Genomic DNA, 19,630 nt, shown 5'->3' with positions numbered 1-19,630 from the left:
GTACCGCCACTCAACGCGCGGCGGCGATGTGCGCCGTGTCGTCGACGGCCGCCTCGACCAGCAGCGCCTCGACGCCGCGCAGCAACCCCTCGGCCCGCCCGGGCGGGAGGTACCGGGTGTCGGCGGTGACGATCAGCTCGACCGCGCCGGGCGCGTCGCGCACCTGGAGGCGGCACCGCCACGGGAACTGCGCCAGGTCCGGCAGCCACCGGACGGTGCTTCGGGTCAGCATGGCCCGCAGGTCGGCCTCGTCCGGGCCGGCCGTCGAGGGTCGGGCGGGGCGCGACAGGCGGGCGTCGTTGAGGTAGCAGAACGGGGCCAGGAAGGTCCGGTGGTCGTGGCCCAGCTCGGTGACCGCCTGCTCCCACGCCGTCGGGTCGTAGTAGGCGTGCCGGTAGGCGTCCAGGGCCGAGCGTCGCGTACGGGACAGCAGCTCGGCGAAGCCGGGCCGGTCGGCCAGGTCCACCCGGCAGAACCCGATCTGGTTCAGGGTGCCGACGGCGCGGTCGTGGTCGGGTTGGAAGCGGTTGTTGGCCATGACGACGATTCCGCAGGCGCCCCGCCCGCTGCCCGCGTCCAGCACGGCGGCGGTCGCCGCCAGCAGGGCGTCGGAGGTGCTGACCCCGTGGCGGGCCGCCACCAGCCCGGTCGCGTGGTGCAGCGCCGGGGACACCAGCGAACCGCGCAGGTGGCGGGCCGCCGCCGCGGACGGGTCCGGGTCGGACAGGCTCCCGGTGAGGCCGTCCAACTGCCGGACCCAGTACGCCACGGCCCGCTGCGAGCGCCCTGTCCCGACGCGGCGTTCCCGCTCGGCGAGGTCCAGCGACTGAAGACCGGGCGGCGTGTCCAGCGCGCCGCGCAGCAGGAGCGCCCGCAGGTCACGCAGCACGGTGTCGGCGGCGTGCAGGTCCACGACGGCGTGGCTGAACACCGCGACGATCTGCCGTACCCGGTCGTCGACCGTGACCAGCGCGACGCGCAGCGGCCACTCGGCGACGTGGTCGAAGCGCGGCTCGCCCAGCCGGGCGGTCAGGGCAGCCGCGGCACGCCGGCCGTTGGGGTCGTCGGCCGGTCGGGCCACGGCGTGGACGAGGACCGGCAGCCGGCCCGTCGCCGCCGCCTCCTGGTGCAGCTCCCGGTCCCGGAGGCGGAACCGGGTACGCAGCGACTCGTGCCGGGCGACCAGCGCGCCGACGGCGTCCAGCGCCCGGGGCACGGTGAGGTCGGCCCGTGCGGGGACCGTCAGGGTGCGGGGGAGGGCCAGCACCCGGTAGGCGGCGGGGGAGTCGAACTCCTCGACGGTGCGCCACATCGCGCGTTGCCCCCAGGTCAGCGGCGCACTCGCGGCGCGTCCGCCGTGGAACGACGCGTACGCCACCTGCTCGGTGCCCGTGGCGTCGGGGGTGACCGGCCCGGCGGCGGCCGGGAGCCCGGCGCGGACGGACGACCACGGCCACGGCACCGCCGCGAAGGCCGCCTCGACCAGCAGCTCCTCCAGCCCACGCAGGAACGGCTCGGCGGCGTCCATCGGAAGGTGGCGGGTGTCGGCGGTGAGCGTGACGCCGACCCCGGCCGGCTCGTCGACCACGTGGGCCAGCAGGTGCCAGGCCGCCTGCTGGAGGCCGGCGGTCCAGGAGAAGGTGCTGCGCTCCACGGCGGCCCGTAGCTCGCCGGGGGTCACCCGGGGCGCCGGCTCGGCACCGCCGGTGGCCAGTCGGACGTCGTTGAAGTAGTGGTACGGCAGGAACGCCGAGTCGAGGTCGACGCCCTGGGCCTCGAAGGCGCGGCGCAGCGCGGGCGGTTCGTAGTAGGCGTGCCGCAGGCCGTCCAGGGACGCGGTCCAGACCCGGGACACCAGCTCGCCGAAGTCGGGACGCCCGGACAGGTCCACCACGCAGAAGCCGATCTGGCCGAGGTTGGCGACCGCGTCGGCGTACTCGACGCGGAACCGGTTGTGGGCCATCGGGAACAGGCCGCACAGCTCGCGCCCCGAATCGCGGGCGGCCATCGCCGTGTACCCGGCCAGCAGCACCGCCGACACGCTGACCCGCTGCCGGGCGGCGATCAGCCGGGCGGCGGTGTCGATGGCGGAGGAGACCAGCACGCCCCGGCGCAGCGGAGGGTCGAGCCCCGGCCCGGTCGGGGTCAGCGGCCGGCGGGGCAGGCGCTGGAACTCCCGCAGCCAGTGCGCCACGGCCCGCTCCGAGCGGCGCCGGTCGGCCCCGTGCTGGCGGCGGCCCACGTCCGCCGACTGCGGGCCGGGCGGCGTGGGCAGGGGGCCCCGGAGCAGGATCAGCCGCAGGTCGCGCAGCACCACCTCGGCGGCGTGCGCGTCCACGGTGGTGTGGCTGAACACCACCACGATCTGCCGTACCCGGTCGTCCACCGTGACCAGCGCGACCCGCAGCGGCCACTCCTCGGCGTGGTCGAACGCGACGTCGCCGAGGCGGCCGGCGGCCACCCCGGCGGCCCCGGACCCGTCGTCGGCGCCGGCGTACACCAGCAGCGGCAGCACCCCGGCCGCCGCCGTCTCCTGGCGTGGCTCGCCGTCGCTCACCCGCAGCCTGGTACGCAGCGCGGAGTGCCGGCCGACCAGCTCACCCACCGCGCGGGCCGCGGCGGCCACGTCCGCGCCGGCCCGCGCGGAGACCGCCACGGTGCGCCGCAGGTTGAGGAAGCGGTGGTTGGATCCGAACCGGGTGAGCGCCCGCCACAGCACCTGCTGGGCCCAGGTCAGCGGTGCCGTTCCGGCCCCGGCGCCGGTGAACTCGGCGTGCACGAGGGTCTCCGACGCCCACTCGGCGGGCACGACCATGTCGGTGAATCGCATTCCCGACCGTACGACGGTCCGTTCCGGTTCCGGATCGCTCGATCATCTTGTCCACCGTGGACCAACAGCTTCCGGATCGCTCGATCATGTTGTCCACAGTGGACCGATCAGCCGATCCACCCGGTTGGTTGCGGCGTGCAAACTACTGGCTCCCGTCCGTCACCGCAGCAGAGGGTACCCGCGTGACCAACGTTGACGTACCGTCGCGGAGCCCTGCCCTCGCGCCGGCCGCCACCCGTCCCCCCGCCGACCCCCGCCTGTCGTTCGGCCAGGAACGGATCTGGTTCACCGAACAGCTCACCCCCGGCACTGCCGCGTACGTCGTCCACTCGACCACCCGGCTGCGCGGGCCGCTGGACGTCGACCTCCTGCGCGCCGCCCTCGACGCCACCGCCGGCCGGCACGACAGCCTGCGCATGCGGTTCGTCGAGAACGCCGACGGCGAACCCGTCGTGCACGTGCTCCCGCAGGTGCGGGTGCCGGTCACCGTCACCGCCGCGCCGTCGGAGGCCGCCGCCCGCGCGCTGGTGGCCGCCTCCGTCGCCACCCCCTTCGATCTCGGCCACGCGCCGCTGCTGCGGGCCCTCGTCGTCCGGCTCGGCGACGAGGAGCACCTCGTGCACCTCGCGATGCACCACATCGTCAGCGACGGCTGGTCACTGGACCTGCTCCTCGGCGAGCTCGCCGCCACCTACGCCGCGCTGCGCGACGGTGGCGTCCCACCCCCGGCCCCGGCCGTCGACTACGTCGACTACGCCGCCTGGCAGCGGGACCGGCTCGACGGGCCGGCCACCGGCGACGGCTTCGCGTACTGGACCCGCGCGCTGGCCGGGGTGCCCGCGCTGGAGCTGCCCACCGACCGCCCCCGGCCGGCCGTGCAGTCGTACGCCGGCGCCACGTACCGCTTCGCCCTCGACGCCGACCTCACCGACGGCCTGCGCCGGCTCAGCCGCGCCAACCGCGCCACCCTCTACATGACCCTGCTCACCGGTCTGCAGGCCGCGCTGTTCCGGTACAGCGGCCAGCGGGACTTCGCCGTCGGCACCCCGGTCGCCGGCCGGGTGGTGCCGGAGCTGGAGAACCTCGTCGGTCTCTTCGTCAACACCCTCGCCCTGCGCGCCGACCTCTCCCCGGTCGCCGCGACCGCCGACGCCCCGGCCGCCGAGCCCAGCTTCGCGGCCCTGCTGCGGCGCACCCGCACCACCGTGGTCCGGGCCCTGGCCCACCAGGAGATCCCGTTCGAACGGCTGGTCAAGGAGCTCAACGTCGCCCGCGACGTCAGCCGCTCCCCGGTGTTCCAGGTGCTGTTCACCCTCCAGAACTACGCCCACGGCGGCGACCGCTGGCCCGCCGGCCTGCACGCCGAGGGCGTCGGCACCGACGCCGCCACCGCCCGCTTCGACCTCTCGCTCTACGTGGGCGAGACCGCCGACGGCCTGCGCTGCATGGTCGTCCACAACACCGACCTGTTCGACGCCGCCACCGTACGCCGGCTGGCCGGCAGCTTCGAGACGCTGTTGCGCGCCGCGGTCGCCCGGCCGGACCTGCCCGTCGTCGACCTGGACCTGATCGGCCCCGCCGAGCGGGACCGGGTGCTCGCCCTCGCCCGGCCCGAGCGTGGCGACGCCGGCGCGGACCAGGCACGCCATGACCACCGCCCCGACCACCCGGCCGCCGGCGCCGGCGTCACCGGCCCGGCGCACACCCTGGCCGACCTCGTCGCCCCCTTCGTCACCGCCACGCCCGACGCGCCGGCCGTGGTCTGCGGGCCGGACACGCTCACCTACCGGGAGCTGGACCGACGGGCGAACCGGCTGGCCCACGTGCTGCGCGCCCGCGGCGTCGGCCCGGAGCGGCTGGTCGGGGTCCTGCTGGAGCAGTCCGTCGACCTGGCCGCGACGCTGCTCGGGGTGCTCCGCGCCGGCGGCGCGTACCTGCCGCTGGACCCGGAGCAGCCCGCCGCCCGGCTGGCCCTGATGCTCGCCGACGCCCGCCCGACGGTGGTGCTCACCAGCGCGGACCTGCGGGACCTGCTGCCCGCCGACGCCCCGACCGCCTGCCTCGACGAGATCGCCGTCGAGGCCGCCGCCGTGCCCGACACCGCACCGGAGACCGGGGCGACCGGCGGGAACCTCGCGTACGTCATCTACACCTCCGGCTCCACGGGCACGCCGAAGGGCGTCGCCGTGGCGCACCGGCAGGCGCTGCGCTACCTCGACGGGGTGGCCGACCGGTTCGCGGTCGCCCCGGCCGCCCGGTACGGGCTGCTCCAGTCGATGTCGTTCGACTTCAGCGTCACCCTCTTCTACCTGGCGCTGGCCACCGGCGGCGCGGTGCACCTGCTGCCCCGCCGCGGCACCGGCGCCGAACTGGCCGAGCGGCTGCGCGACGGGCACATCGACTACCTCAAGATCACCCCGTCGCACCTGGCGGCGCTCACCGCCGACGCTGAGCCGGCCGAGCTGCTGCCCGCCCGCGCGCTGATCCTCGGCGGCGAGGCGTCCGACCTGGAGCGCGTCGGCCCGCTCGCCGACGCCGGCCCGGCCCGGGTCTTCAACCACTACGGCCCCACCGAGGCCACCGTCGGCGTGGCCACCTACGAGGTGGTCGCCGACAGCCCGCGCACCGGCCCGGTGCCGATCGGCCGGCCCCTGCCGCACGCCCGCGTGTACGTGCTCGACGAGCGGATGCGCCCGGTGCCGGTCGGGGTGGCCGGCGAGCTGTACCTCGGCGGCGACCGGCTCGCGCGCGGCTACCTGAACCGACCCGGCCTCACCGCCGAGCGGTTCGTGCCCGACCCGTACGGACCCCCGGGCGCCCGCCTCTACCGCACCGGCGACCTGGGCCGCTGGAACGCCGACGGGCAACTGGTCTTCCTCGGCCGCCGCGACCACCAGGTGAAGATTCGCGGCTACCGGGTCGAGCTGGGGGAGATCGAAGCCACCCTGCGGAACTGCCCCGGCGTACGACAGGCAGCGGTGCTGTTGCGCGACGACCGGCTGGTGGCCTACCTGGAGCCGACACCCGGCGCGGGCGGGCCGGACCCCGCGCGCCTGCGCCGCCGCCTCGCCGACCGGCTGCCCGAGCACATGGTGCCGACCCGCTGGATGGTCCTGGACCGGCTGCCGCTGCAGGAGCACGGCAAGGTCGACCGGCGGGCCCTGCCCGAGCCGACCGACGCACCGCCGGGCGGCGAGCGGGTGGCGCCGGTCGGGCCGGTGGAGACGCTGGTGGCCGGCATCTGGCGGGCCGTGCTGGGGGTGGCCGAGGTCGGCGCCACCGACGACTTCTTCGACCTGGGCGGGCACTCGCTGCTGGCCACCCAGGTGGTGGCCCGGCTGCGCCGGGAGCTGCCCGTCGTCGTGGGCGCCGAAGCGCCGGCGGTCAGCGTGATGGACCTCTTCCGCCACCGCACCGTACGCGAGCTGGCCGCCCTCGTCGCCGGGGTCGCCGCCGGTCCCGCCGGGCCGCTGCACGAACTGACCCCGCCGGTGCCGTCCGCCGAGCGGGTCGCCACCCTGGTCTGCGTTCCGTACGGCGGCGGCAGCGCCGTGGTGTACCAACCGCTGGCCGACGCGCTGCCGGCCGGGTACCGGCTGCTGTCGGTGGCCGTGCCCGGGCACGACATCGGCCTCGCCGACGAGCCCGCGCCCATCGCCGACGTCGCCGCCGACGTCGTCGCGGAGATCCTGGCCCGGGTGGAGGGCCCACTGATCCTCTACGGACACTGCGGCCCCGGCGGCGCGCTGGCCGTGGAGGTGGCCCGCCGGCTGGAGGCCGCCGGCCGGGACCTGCTCGCGGTGTACCTCGGCGCGGTCTTCCCGTTCGCCCGGCCGGCCGGCGGTCCGCTCGGCCCGCTGCTGCGGCTGCGGCTGGCCGAACGCCTGCGCAGCGACCGGATCTACCGCACCTGGCTGCAGGCGCAGGGCACCGCCGTCGGGTCGCTCGCGCCCGACGAGGTCCGGTTCCTGATCCGGGCGATGCGCCACGACGCCGAGGTCTCCGAGGACTACTTCACCGACCTGATGCGCCAGCGGGTCACCCCGCTGCGCGCGCCCGTCATCTCGGTGGTCGGCGAACGCGACCGCAGCACCGACTACCACGAGGAGCGGTACCGGGAGTGGCACCTCCTCACCGACCGCACCGCCCTGGTCGTGGTCGACGAGGGCGGGCACTACTTCCTCAAGTACCGGGCCGCCGAGCTGGCGGAGATCGTCACCGACGTGCACCGACGCCTCGACGGGCCGCCACCCGCGCCGGCCGAACCGGACGCCGCCCGGCCCGCCTGGCAGCTCGCCGCCGTCTCCCACCGGCCCGCCGGCCCCCCACCACCGGGCGCCGACACCCCGGCGGACACCGCGCCGCCGCCCAGCATGCGCCGCTTCGGCCTGGTCGCCACCGGCCAGATCGTCTCCGGCCTGGGCACCGCGCTGACCACCTTCGCGATCCCGCTGTGGATCTACACCGAGACCGGGTCGCTCGCCCGGTTCGCCCTCTTCGCCGTGCTGGGCCTGCTGCCCGGCCTGCTCGTCGCCCCGCTGGCCGGGGCGCTGGTCGACCGGACCAGCCGGCGGCGCGTCCTGCTGCTCGCCAACGCGGCCGCCGGCGGCGCCAACGCGGTGCTGGCCGGGCTCGTGCTCGTCGACCGGGCCGAGGTGTGGCACTTCTACCCGCTGACGGCGTGGCTGTCGGTGGCGCTGGCGTTCCAGCGCCTCGCGTTCGTCTCGGCGCTGCCGCAGCTGGTGCCCAAGCGTTACCTCGGCCACGCCAACGGTCTCACCCAGACCGCCGTCGGCCTCACCCAGTTCACCGTGCCGCTGCTCGCCGTGGCCCTGCTACAGGCCGTCGGGCTACGGGGCATCCTGCTCATCGACGTGGCGTCGTACCTGTTCGCGATCGGTGTCCTGGCGGCCGTGCGGTTCCCGCGCACCCTGGCGCTGCAACGGCGCGAGGGCATCGGCGCCGAGATCGTCGCCGGCTTCCGGTACTCGCTGCGCCGCCGGGAGTTCCGCGCCATGCTGGCGTTCTTCGCCGCGCTGAACTTCTTCCTGTTCCCGGTGCTGTTCCTGCTCTCCCCGCTCGTGCTCGGCTTCGCCGACCTGGACGAGGTGGCCCGGGTCGCGCTCGCCGGCGGGGTCGGCGCGGCCGTCGGCGGCCTGGTGATGCTGATCTGGGGCGGCCCCCGCCGACGCCGGATGCGGGCGGTGCTGCTGGGCACCTGCGGCATCGCGGTGGCCGCCGTGCTGACCGGGCTGCGACCGAACCTGCTGCTCATCGGCGTGGGCGCGTTCGGCATCTACCTGGCCCTCGGCATCGTCAACGGCGTCTACCACACGATCATCCAGACCAAGGTGCCGGCGCGCGTCCACGGCCGGGTCTTCGCGCTCAACCAGATGGTCGCGCAGTCCACCCTGCCGCTGGGCTGGGGCGTCGTCGCCCCGTTCGCCGCCCGGGTCGCCGAGCCGATGCTGCTGCCCGACGGCGCCCTCGCCGCCACGGTCGGCGCGGTGATCGGCGTCGGCCCGGGCCGCGGCCACGGCCTGCTGTACGTGCTGTTCGGGGTGTGCATCGCGGCGACGGCGCTGGTGTCGCTGCTCACGCCGACCCTCGCCCGGTTCGACGACGAGGTGCCCGACGCGCCGCCGGACGACCTGGTCGGCATCGAGGAGCGCCGCGCCCGGGTCGCCGGTGTCCGGGAGCGCCGGGAACCCGCCGCCACGACCGGACGGAAGGCCGCCTGACATGACCGCGACGACCACCGGCCGGGCCACCCTCCGTACCGTGCCCGAGCTGCTCGACTGGCGCACCAGCCTGCACCCCGACCAGGTCGCGGTCGAGGTGCACGGCGTGGCGACGCTGACCTTCGCCCAGTGGTCCGCCGGCGCGACCGCCGTGGCCGCCGCGCTGCGGCACCGGGGCCTGTGCCGCGGCGACCGGGTCGGCCTGCTGTTCGGCGCCCGCGACTGGACCCGGTTCGCCGTGGCGTACTGCGGGGTGCTGCGGGCCGGCGGCGTCGCCGTGCCGCTGTCCGACCGGCTCGCCGCCGGGCAACTCGGGTACGCGCTGACCCACTGCGCGGCCACCGCCGTCCTGCACGGCGACGACACCCCCGCCCCGCCCGTACCGTCCGGCGTGTCGACCTGGACGGTCGGTGACCTGCTCGCCGGTCCCGGAACCGACCTCGACCCCGCCGGCCCCCGCCCGGGCGACCTCGCCCAGATCCTCTACACCTCGGGCACCACGGGCCGCCCGAAGGGAGTGGCCGCCAGCCACGCCAACCTCACCGTGGGCGCGCCGACCCACCCGCGCCGGCTGGCGCTGGCCCACTCGCAGCGGTTCCTGCACGCGTTCGCCATCGGCACCAACGCCGGGCAGACCATGCTGGCCAACGCGCTCACCGCGAAGGCCGCCGCGTTCACCCTGCCCCGGTTCACCCCGGCCCGGTTCGCCCGGCTGATCGAGACGCCCGGCACCGGGACCGTCTTCGTCGTCCCGTCGATCGCCGTCGAGCTGCTCGACTCCGGGGCGCTGCGCGGGCGGGACACCGGCGCCGTGCAGCTCATCGGCTCCACCGCCGCCCCGCTCGCCCCCGCGGTCGCGGCCCGGCTGGCCGAGGCGTTCCCGCAGGCCACGATCGTCAACTACTACACGTCGACGGAGGCGGCCCCGGCCCAGACCACGATGATCTACGACCCGTCCCGCCGGGACGCGGTCGGGCGGCCGGTGAGTGGGCAGTTGATGGTCGCCGACGCCGACGGGAACCCGCTGCCGGCCGGAGCCACCGGCGACGTGTGGCTGCGCGCCCCCCACCCCCGCGCGTACTACCGCGACGACGCGGCCAACCGGGCCACCTTCCGCGACGGGTGGGTCCGGATGGGCGACGTCGGCCGGATGGACGCCGACGGCTACCTGTACCTCACCGACCGGCACCAGGACGTCGTCAAGACCGGCGCGTTCAAGGTCTCCACCATCGAGGTCGAGGCCGCCCTGCACGAGCACCCCCTGGTCGCCGAGGCGGCCGTCGTCGGCGTCCCGCACCCGGTGCTCGGTTCGGTCGTGGCCGCCGCCGTCGTGCCACGCCCCCCGGCCGGCCCGGACGGGCTGTCCCTGCCGGTGCTGCGCGGTTTCCTCGCCGACCGGCTGGCCGACTACCAGCTGCCCGCCCGACTCCTGCTGCTGGACCGGCTGCCCCGCAACGAGGGCGGCAAGGTGCTCAAGCGGCAGCTCACCGACCTCTTCGACAACTGACCACCAGCACGACCATGGGAGCACATGTGGGTACCGCCGAGGCGACCTCCGCGCAGCACGCCGTCTGGTTCACCGAGCAGGCCGGCGTCGCCGGCACGGCCTACCACATGGCGTTGGGCGTACGGTTCGCCGCCGAACTCGACCGCCGGGCCCTCGTCGCGGCGTGCGCCGCGGTGACCGAACAGCACCCGGTCCTGGCCGCCCGCGTCGTCACCGGCGACGACGGCATCCCCCACCTGGCCCCCGCGGACACGCGCCCGGCGGTCACGGTCGGCGAGTGGACCGGCGCCCGCGTCACCGAGGAGATCGCCCGCCCGCACGACCTGGGCACCGGCCCGCTGGCCCGGTTCACCCTGCTGACCGCCACCGACGGCAGCCACCTGCTGCTCGTCACCGCGCACCACCTGGCCTTCGACGGCACGTCCAAGGACGTGCTCGTCCGCGACCTGGCCGCCGCCTACGCCGCCGCCCGCGCCGGCGGCCCGCCCGCGCCGTCACCCCGCGCCGACGGGTACGCCGGCCTCGCCGCCGCCGAGCAGCAACGCGTCACGGCCGACCTGCCCGCCGCCCGCGACCACTGGGCGCGGCACTGGTCCGGCCCCGGAGACGTCGTGCTGCCCGGCCTACGTCGGCTGCCCACCGCCGCGGAGCCCGGCGAGGCCGTGCCCCTGGACCTGCCCGCCGGCCTGATCGACGGCGTCGACCGGGCCGCCCGGTCGATCGGCGTGACCCGCTTCGAGCTGCTGTTCGCCGTGCTGCACGCCCTGCTCGAGCGCTACGGCAACCAGGGCGCGCCGGTCGGGGTGGCCCTGTCCACCCGCACCCCCGACCAGGCCGACCGGGTCGGACTGTTCGTCAACGAGCTGCCCGTCGCGGTCGCCCCGGCGCGGGGCACGTTCCGCGACCACGCCCTCGCCGTCCGGGCCCGCCTGCGCGAGGCGTACCGGCACCGCGCCGTGCCGCTGGCCCACGCCGTGTCCGGGTTGCGGCCCGCCCCGGCCCTGACCCCGGTCAGCGTCGCCTACCGGCGGCGCGGTGCGGAACCGGCGTTCCCCGGGGTGGCCAGCGAGGTCGACTGGACCCTGTTCTGCGGCGCCGCCCGCAACGCCCTGCACGTGCAGATCGTCGACGCCCCGACAGGCGTCACGGTGAGCCTCCAGCACAGCCCGGCGGCCATCGACACCGACTCCGTACGCCGGATCGGCGGGCACCTGCGCACCATGCTCGCCGCGGTGGTCGCCGAACCCGACCGCCCCGTGGCGGACCTGCCGCTGCTGCCCGCCGACGAACTCGACCGGGTCACCCGCGCCGTCAACGACACCGTCCGGGCGTATCCCGCCGTGACGGTGCCGGCCCTGTTCGCCGCCCGGGTCGCCGCAGAACCGGACGCGCCGGCCCTGGTCGACGGCGACATGACGCTGACCTACGCCCAGCTCGACGCCGCCGTCCTCCGGCTCGCCGCGCTGCTACGCCAGCGCGCGGTCGGCCCCGGCACGCTGGTGGCCGTCGCGCTGGACCGCTCCTGGCAGGCGGTGGTGACCGTGCTGGCGGTGCTGCGCTGCCGCGCCGCCTACCTGCCGGTCGACCCGGGCAACCCGCCGGCCCGGCGGGAGGCGATCCTCGCCGATGCCGCCCCGGCGCTGGTCGTGACAGGTTCTGCCGTCGAGACGGGCCGGCCCACCCTCGCCCTCGACGGGACCGACCTGCTTCACGGCCCGGTCCCGACCGGACCCGCCGACGGGCCGCCGCACGCCGACGACCTCGCGTACGTGCTCTACACCTCCGGGTCGACCGGCCGACCCAAGGGCGTGGCCGTGCGGCACGGCGCGTTGGCGAACCTGCTGCTGGGCGTCCGCGACCTGCTGGGCAGCGGGCCACGGGACCGGTGGCTGCACCTGACGTCGCTGTCGTTCGACATCTCCACCGTGGAGGTGCTCCTGCCGCTGGTCACCGGCGGCAGAGTCGTTGTCGCCTCGGCGGTCGGCGCGCTGGACGGCGCGGGCGTGCTGCGGCTGGTCCGCGACACCGGCGTGACCCACGCCCAGGCCACCCCGTCCGGCTGGCGGGTGCTGCTGGACGCCGGTCTCGGCGTTCCGGCCCCGGACGCCGGGGGCACACCGGCGCCGCTGGTCGCGGTCGCCGGCGGGGAGGCGCTGCCGGTCGCCCTCGCGCGGGACCTGCGGGCCCGCACCGCCCGCCTGGTCAACGGGTACGGGCCCACGGAGGCGACCGTCTACGCGACCATCGCGGAGATCCCCGCCGGTCCCGACGAGGTCACCATCGGTCGGCCGCTGCCGAACGTGCGGGCGTACGTCCTGGACGAGGCCCGCCGACCGGTGCCGCTCGGGGTGCCCGGCGAGCTGTACCTGGCCGGCGCAGGGCTGGCCGCCGGCTACCTCGGGCAGGACGACCTCACCGCCGAGCGGTTCGTCCCGGACCCGTTCGGGCGGGCCGGCGAGCGGCTCTACCGCACCGGCGACCGCTGTCGGTGGCTGCCCGACGGGCGGATCGAGTTCCTCGGTCGCATCGACGACCAGGTCAAGATCCGGGGGCACCGGGTCGAGCTGGGGGAGATCGACGCCCGGCTCCTCGATCATCCGGCCGTGGCCGCGGCGGCCACCGCGCTGCGGCACGACGCGGACGAGCCGCGCCTCGTCGCGTACGTGGTGTGCCGCGCCGGGGCCGCCCCGCAGCCGGCGGAGCTGCGACAGCACCTGGCGCTGAGCCTGCCGCAGGCCGTGCTGCCCACCGACTTCGTGACGCTCGACCGGCTGCCGCTGAACCCGAACGGGAAAGTCGACCGGGCCGCACTGCCCGCCCCCGCGCCCCGGGAACCGGTCGGCGCGGCCCCGGGCGGGTCCGCCGCCGACGGAACCGGCGACGACCCGGTGGTGGAGCAACTGCGCCAGATCTGGCAGGAGGTGCTGCGCGTCCCCGACATCGGTGTGCACGAGGACCTGTTCGACCTGGGCGGGCACTCGCTGAGCATCACCCGGATCAGCGGCCGGATCCAGCAGCGGCTCGGGGTCGAGGTGCCACTGGACGACTTCTTCGACACCCCGACCATCGCCGAGATCGCCGAGATCGTCCGGCAGTCCGCAAAGGAGTTCTGACATGGACAGCAGCACCGACCTGCGCGAGCGGATCGCGGAACTGGTGAGCGAGGCTACGGCCGGCGAGGTCGCGGCGGCCGACGTGCTGGCCGGCGGGTCGATGGTCGCACTCGGCGTGGACTCCCTCGGCCTGCTGCGCCTGGTCGACGCGATCGAGCTGGAGTACGGCGTCGAGGTGGACCTGAACGGTCCCGGCCGCACCCTGGACACCCTCGACGACCTCGTGGCGCTGGTGGGCGCGGCAGGGGCCGGGCGAGCTGCCATCGGATCCGGCGGGGCGGGCGGGCCGCTGAGCTGATCCGCCGCGTCCTTTTCCCATCGTCCGCGACGCGGAACGACTGGCGGGTCGCGGGCCGTGGCCCGGTCCGGGGGATCGCGGGATGGCATGGCTGTCCATTATTGGTGCCATGACGTCAGTGAGTCGCCAGCGGGTGAGGAACGCGGACGGTCGAGCGCACAGTCGTGTCGAGCAGCGACTGATCAAGTCCGTCGCCCGCGGCGAGGTGCTCGATCTGGCCGGTGACGGGCCGGTCGACGAGGCAGCGATGCGGTCCTGGGGCGATGAGCGGACGGTCTCGGCCTCGGTCATCCGTGAGCTCGTCCGCGGCCGCCTGGTCGGCGAGCCCGACCCACACGGCCTGCGGCTACGCGGAGCCCGGATCGCCGGCCAGATCGATCTGGAGAACATCACCAGTGACCTGGCGCTGGAGCTGCGCGACTGTCTACTCCCCAGCGGCGTGAATCTCCGCAACGCCCGACTGTCGGCGGTTGCCATGACCGGGTGCCGCATCGAGCAAGCGGCAGATTCGGACGACGCACCAGTCGACGCCACACGCTTTGCCGCGCGGGTGCTCTCGCTCGAAGGGAGCACCGCCACCAGCGCCAGCGAGCAGGGCACGGTCCGGCTCCTCGCTGCCCACCTCGGCACACTGGACTGCAGCGGAGCGCGGCTCGAGAACGCCACCGGGCCCGCCCTCGACGCCGACGGCCTCCGGGTCGACCAGAGCGTGTTCCTGCGCGGCTCCACCACCACCAGCGCCAGCGAGCGAGGCACGATCCGGCTGCTCGGTGCCCACCTCGGCGGCCAACTGAACTGCACCGGAGCGCGGCTGCGGAACACCACCGGACCCGCCCTCAACGCCGACCGGCTCCAGGTCGACCAGGACGTGTTGCTCCGCAACGGGTTCACCGCCACCAGCGCCAGCGAGCAGGGCACCATCCGGCTGCTCGGTGCCCACCTCGGCACATTGGACTGCACCGGGGCACAGTTGAAGAACACCATCGGACCCGCCCTCGAAGCCGACCACCTCCAGGTCGACCGGGACGTGGCCCTGGACGCCGGGTTCACCGCCACCAGCGCCAGCGAGCTGGGCACGATCCAGCTGCCCGGCGCCCACATCGGCGGCGTCCTGTACTGCGGCGGGGCACGGCTGGAGAACACCACCGGACCCGCCCTCAACACCGACGGCCTCCGCGTCGACCAGGACGTGCTCCTGGACGACGGGTTCACCGCCACCAGCGCAGACGGCCAGGCGGTGCTGATGTTGACCGGTACGCGGATCGGCGGGACGCTCCGCCTCGACACCGACCGAACGACGCACACGGCACCGGACCAGGGATCACTGGTCGAGCTGGACGGGCTCACCTACAGCGGACTGCCGCGGCCCGCGTCACTGCCGCGCTGGCTGACCCTGCTGCGCGAGCACACCCCCCGCTACGCAGCCCAGCCCTACCAGCACCTCGCCGCCGCCTACCGCGCCGCCGGCCACGACCGCGACGCCCGCACCATCCTCATCGCCCAACGCCGCGACCAGATCCAGCGCGCCGGACTGGCCGGCTCCGAACGGGCCTGGGGCCGCCTCACCGGCATCACCCTCGGATACGGCTACCAGCCCTGGCGCGCCCTGCTCCTGCTCCTCGCCACGCTTGCGACCGCAGTCACCCTCAGCGTCACCATCGGCCACCACGGCGGCCTCGCCCAGAAGCCGGCGGTCACCGGAGAAGTCGCAGCCACCGCCTGCACCACCATCGACGAAATCGGCGTGGGCCTCGACCTCGGTACCCCACTGATCAAGACCGGCGCCCGCGACCGCTGCCAACCCACCGACACCCCCGCCGGCCAAACCCTCACCATCGCCAGCTGGTTCCTGCAACTGCTCGCCTGGACCTTCGCCACCCTCTTCATCGCCGGCTTCACCAGCGCAGTCCGCAGAACCTGACCCATGTCACGCTGAGCCACCAACGCCAAGGGAGCTTGCTCCGATCAACTGCGTCGCTCCTGCCAGTCAAGCGCCGCGCACACTGTCGGCGACAGCACCAGCCCAAGGTCAACGAGCAACGCTGCTCCGCGCAGCGACCATCGCCAGCGGGACCGCGGTCGTCGGCTTCGGCGCCGCCGTACATCGAGCAGCAGAACCGCCCGGTCTAAGACACTGCCCGGGCCTTGACGGCCCTTCCAGCACGGGCCTTCACCCCCGCCCTGCAGGGCGGAGCACTGGCCGCATTCCGATAGCACGACTGGATCGGTCGTGGAAGGGCCGTCCGCCCCGACTACTACAAGCGGTGGTAGATCGCACATTTGTCCTGATGAGAGGCACTTCGCCGGCGGGCCGCGCCTAGCATGCCGGCGTGACGATGAGGGAGAGGGACCACGCGTACGACTACCACGATCTGCTCGGCCTGCACCACTCCATGGTGCTGCGCCGGAGGATGCGCGGGGACGTGCCGGCGCCGGACGAGCGGGAGGCGTCCGCCGGGGCGCTGCTGGCGGCGTGGCCGCAACGAGTGGACGACCAGCGGCTGCTGCGGGAGAGCCTCGCGTTGCTGGAGCCGCTCACCGACACGCTGACGTACCTGTACGCGGCGCTGTTCCGGGACGGATCGCACCTGAGGTCGCTGTTCCCCGACTCGCTCGCGGCCCAACGCGACCAGCTCACCTGGTCGGTGCGGCAGCTTATCGAGGGGCTGGACCAGCCGGAGGTCATCGTGCCGGTCTTCGAGGAGCTTGGCCGGGCGCACCGCAAGCTCGGCGTACGCGCCAGCCACTACCAGCCGTTCGGTGCGGCGCTGATGGAGGCGCTGCGGTCCCGTGCCGGTGCCGGCTGGTGTCCCGAACACGACGACGCCTGGTCACGGGCGTACCGGTTCCTGGCCGGCGTGATGAGCAACGCCGCCACGGGGGAGCTCTCCGCTCCGCCGTACTTCAACGGCACCGTGGTCCACCACGAGCTGCGCGGCCCCGACCTGGCAGTCCTGCGGGTACGCACCGCCGAGGCGTACGACTACCGGGCCGGGCAGTACGCCACCGTCGGATCTGGGCGGCTCCCGCGCACCTGGCGGTCCTACTCCATAGCCAACCCACCCGGCGGTGACGGGGTGCTGGAGTTCCATGTGCGGGCGACAGGCGTCGGCCGGCTCAGCGACGTCCTGGTGCACAAGAGCGCCGTGGGTGATGTGCTGCGGCTCGGCCCGGCGCGCGGCATCACGACCCTCGCAACCGCCCCGGGTAATCGCGTACTGCTGGTCGCCGGCGGCACCGGTCTGGCCACGATCCGGGCGCTGCTGGGTGGGCTGGCCCGTCTGGCCAGCCCGCCGGCAACCTGGCTGTTCTTCGGCGCCCGCACTCGGGACGACCTGTACGATCTCGAATCGCTCCGCTCGTTCGCGGACCGCTTCCCGTGGCTCCGCTTGGTGCTGGCGGTCTCCGACGGTGACGCCGGCCCGTACGAACCCGGCACGGTGGTGGACGTCGTGACCCGCTACGGCGGCTGGGCCGGACACGACGCCTACCTCGCCGGACCGGCGGCCATGGTCACGGAGATGGCCCACCGCCTGGTCGACCTCGGCGTCGAGCCTGACCACATCCGGTACGACCGGCAGTAGGGACACCGGCCCGGCGGGCGGCGTCCGCCCGAACGGCGGCTCACTGCCGTGCGGGATGGCCAGGCGCCGGTCGGTCCGCGAGTGGAACTTGTCGGCGATGCGGCCATGCTCGAGGCTGTGGTCGCCGACCCGGCCGGCGCAGAAGGCGAGAGTGATCTTCCTGACCCCGGCCGCGGACGGCAGGACGGAGGCGGTGCTGGAGCTCTCCGGCGGGATGGGCGGGGGGCCGACCCGCCGGGCGCCGTGCCCGAGGTGGGCGAGTGGCTTTGCCACACCACCCTGTCCGACGCGTTCCTGCCGGCCGGGGCGTTTTCGACGCCGGAGGAGACCCCGTGGACGCATGGCGACCCGCCAGCCGTGCGTCGACGACGGGCCCGCCGTGAGCGACGGCGACCTGACCGACGAATGGCCCTGAGGTGGCCGGACGGCCCGGGCGGGGGAGTCGAAGGTCACGGACCGGACAGGGGGTTTGGCCCTGACTAGGGACCGCCGTGGTGAGCCAGGATGAGACGCGACACCAACGGACGTTGCCATCCTCACAGGAGTTCCGACATGAAGCGACGCACCCTGGACCTACTTTTCAGCATCGGTGGGCTGGGCCTGACCGTTCTGCTGCTCATCGCCGGCCTCGTCCTCACCACGAACGCGAACTTCGCCAACGACTACGTACGCGACCAGCTCGGCGCGCAGCACATCACCTTCAAGCCGGCCGACAAGCTGACCGACGAGGAGAAGAAGGCGGACTGCCTGGTCGAGTACGCCGGCCAGAAGATGACCACCGGCAAGCAGGCCGAGTGCTACGCCAACGAGTTCATCGGGCTGCACCTGAAGTCCATGGCCGGTGGGAAGACGTACGCCGACCTCGGCGCGCCGGAGAGCGAGCTGCGGGCCAAGGTCGAGCAGGCCACGCAGACCAACGACCCGGCCCTGGCCGACCTGCAGAAGCAGTTGGCGGAGGTCAGCGGCCAGCGGGAGACCGTATTCAAGGGCGAGACGCTGCGCGGCATGCTGCTCACCTCGTACGGCTTCAGCGAGTTCGGCCGTAAGGCCGAGCAGGCCGCTCTGGTGACGTTCATCGGGGCGGGGCTGCTCCTGCTGCTGTCGATCGCCGGCCTGGTGCACGCCTTCCGCACCCCGGCCACCGAGGCGTTCGCCGCTCCCGAGCCGGCGAAGAACCGCATCACCGCCTGACCGCTGCCGACCCGGGAACCCCCGGTCTCCTCCACCCTCTAGGAGGCCGGGGGCCCCGCGTGCGCGGCTGGACGTACGACTGGCTCTGACGGTGGCGGAAGCGGTGGCGGCGGGCGACGCGGCGGTGGCCGGGCTCGGGTGGTGGTGCGCGGCATCCGCACCCTCCTGCGTGCCCTGACCAAAGCCCTGGCCGACCTCGACGTCGAACCCCAGGAAGCAACCAGCACACTCGCCAGCCAGCTTCGGAGCAACCTTGCCGACGTGAGCACCACCGGCTCCGGCGTGGAGCCAGGCATGGGCCGACGCCAGCTCGGAGGGATGGGCAGCGGTCAAGCGGCGGACTGCCATGACCGCGGGCCGTATCCCCTCCGCAGAGCGCGAATGCCGTCTGGAGTGGACGTGGCGAGTCGCGTGGTTGTGGCATCGTGTCACCGCAAGGGGGAGGTAACGCAGGTGGATGTGTCGTCCGCGTCGACAAGGTACGCCGAAGCGTTGCTGTTCGCCGCCGAGGTGGTCGATGCGGCCACCCGCCCCCCTCACGGTGACCACGGCGAGGAAGTGCTGCGCGATCCCTACGCGCGGGAGATGCTGAGGCATCAGAGCGACTGGTCGTGGTGCGACAACCGACAGGATGTCGACCTTGCCGCCAGCGGGGCGCTGCGCGCGACCGTCGAGTACGTCGCCCGTCGTCACGCCACAGCGCTGCCCGACCACACCGGTCGCGCCGGTGAGCACTGGTCCGACGTCGATGACCGCCTGGCCCGGCTGGCCTCGGCGCTGCGCTTCGCCGCCGAGGCCGCCGAGCAGGCCTGGCCGCACCGGCTGCAGCAGGTCCTGGCCCCCTGGGTACGCCAGCGGCTCGCCGCGCTGCTGGCCGCCACTGACCGGGCGGAAGGGCTGGGCATTCTGGACGCCCGCGTGCGGCGCGCGGTCGTGCTGGCCTGGCAGTACCGGTCGGTGCGGCACGAGCTGTTCGCCGACCACCACTGGCAGGGGCGACCGTCGGCGCCGTGGTGGTGCCTCGACGGCACGATCGCCGTCCGCTCGCCGTTCGACGGCTACGCCACCGGTCAGGTGCCGTCCTACGCCCTGCGCCTGACCCACCTCGACCTCACCGCGGGGCGAGGCGAAGGTGAGCTGACCGTCGCCCACTCCGGCACCGCCCCGCTGACGTCATACCCGGTCACCATCACCGACAGTGCGCCGACGCTGGCCGCCGACGTGAAGGCCATACACCGGACGGCGGTGGCCGACGCGCTGTCAGCCCTAGGCCTCACCCGCGCCGAAGACTGGGGACCGACCTCATCAGGCCGCTAGACCGTTGCTGATCTCAGAGGCGAGGCCCGCCGAGCACCCCAGTGGACGC

General features: G+C 74.6%; 9 protein-coding genes. 8 read left to right on the top strand and 1 reads right to left on the bottom strand.

Going from position 1 to position 19,630, the window contains the following annotated elements; genetic code table 11:
* Positions 1–10 precede the first annotated feature (10 nt).
* On the bottom strand, positions 11–2,830 hold the full coding sequence (locus ACGF5G_RS13995; RefSeq protein WP_393262559.1) for a condensation domain-containing protein: 2,820 nt from the start codon (positions 2,828–2,830) through the stop codon (positions 11–13).
* Between the two features lie 182 nt (positions 2,831–3,012).
* Here ACGF5G_RS13995 and ACGF5G_RS13990 point away from each other — a divergent pair, with 182 nt between their 5' ends.
* The 8 genes from ACGF5G_RS13990 (at position 3,013) to ACGF5G_RS13955 (ending at position 19,581) form a co-directional block, all read left to right on the top strand.
* Positions 3,013–8,571, top strand: coding sequence for an amino acid adenylation domain-containing protein (locus ACGF5G_RS13990; RefSeq protein WP_393262557.1), 5,559 nt, complete (start codon positions 3,013–3,015; stop codon positions 8,569–8,571).
* A gap of 1 nt (position 8,572) precedes the next feature.
* Positions 8,573–10,078, top strand: coding sequence for an AMP-binding protein (locus ACGF5G_RS13985; protein ID WP_393262554.1), 1,506 nt, complete (start codon positions 8,573–8,575; stop codon positions 10,076–10,078).
* A 26-nt stretch (positions 10,079–10,104) separates the two neighbouring features.
* Positions 10,105–13,191, top strand: a complete 3,087-nt coding sequence (locus ACGF5G_RS13980) for an amino acid adenylation domain-containing protein (protein WP_393262551.1) — start codon at positions 10,105–10,107, stop codon at positions 13,189–13,191.
* 1 nt (position 13,192) lies between these two features.
* The gene (locus ACGF5G_RS13975) at positions 13,193–13,489 is read left to right on the top strand and encodes a phosphopantetheine-binding protein (protein ID WP_393262548.1); all 297 of its coding nucleotides are present in this window, start codon (positions 13,193–13,195) and stop codon (positions 13,487–13,489) included.
* Between the two features lie 109 nt (positions 13,490–13,598).
* Complete coding sequence (locus ACGF5G_RS13970) at positions 13,599–15,410, top strand: hypothetical protein (RefSeq protein ID WP_393262546.1); 1,812 nt, start codon at positions 13,599–13,601, stop codon at positions 15,408–15,410.
* A 415-nt stretch (positions 15,411–15,825) separates the two neighbouring features.
* Entirely contained in the window at positions 15,826–17,073 is a 1,248-nt protein-coding gene (locus tag ACGF5G_RS13965) for a globin domain-containing protein (RefSeq protein WP_393262635.1), read from the top strand.
* Between the two features lie 552 nt (positions 17,074–17,625).
* Positions 17,626–18,264, top strand: coding sequence for a hypothetical protein (locus ACGF5G_RS13960; RefSeq protein WP_393262543.1), 639 nt, complete (start codon positions 17,626–17,628; stop codon positions 18,262–18,264).
* Positions 18,265–18,405: 141 nt separating this feature from the next.
* Positions 18,406–19,581, top strand: a complete 1,176-nt coding sequence (locus ACGF5G_RS13955; protein ID WP_393262541.1) for a hypothetical protein — start codon at positions 18,406–18,408, stop codon at positions 19,579–19,581.
* Positions 19,582–19,630 lie beyond the last annotated feature (49 nt).

The organism is Micromonospora sp. NPDC047730, assembly GCF_043204765.1.
Lineage (GTDB): Bacteria > Actinomycetota > Actinomycetes > Mycobacteriales > Micromonosporaceae > Micromonospora.
The sequence above is the reverse complement of the archived record's forward strand: the minus strand, read 5'-3'. Positions and strand labels throughout refer to the sequence as shown.

Coding starts and splice junctions, on each gene's coding strand:
- ACGF5G_RS13995 (WP_393262559.1), bottom strand. CDS start 2,830: ATGCGATTCACCGACATGGTCGTGCCCGCCGAGTGGGCGTCGGAGACC.
- ACGF5G_RS13985 (WP_393262554.1), top strand. CDS start 8,573: ATGACCGCGACGACCACCGGCCGGGCCACCCTCCGTACCGTGCCCGAG.
- ACGF5G_RS13975 (WP_393262548.1), top strand. CDS start 13,193: ATGGACAGCAGCACCGACCTGCGCGAGCGGATCGCGGAACTGGTGAGC.
- ACGF5G_RS13970 (WP_393262546.1), top strand. CDS start 13,599: ATGACGTCAGTGAGTCGCCAGCGGGTGAGGAACGCGGACGGTCGAGCG.
- ACGF5G_RS13965 (WP_393262635.1), top strand. CDS start 15,826: ATGAGGGAGAGGGACCACGCGTACGACTACCACGATCTGCTCGGCCTG.
- ACGF5G_RS13960 (WP_393262543.1), top strand. CDS start 17,626: ATGAAGCGACGCACCCTGGACCTACTTTTCAGCATCGGTGGGCTGGGC.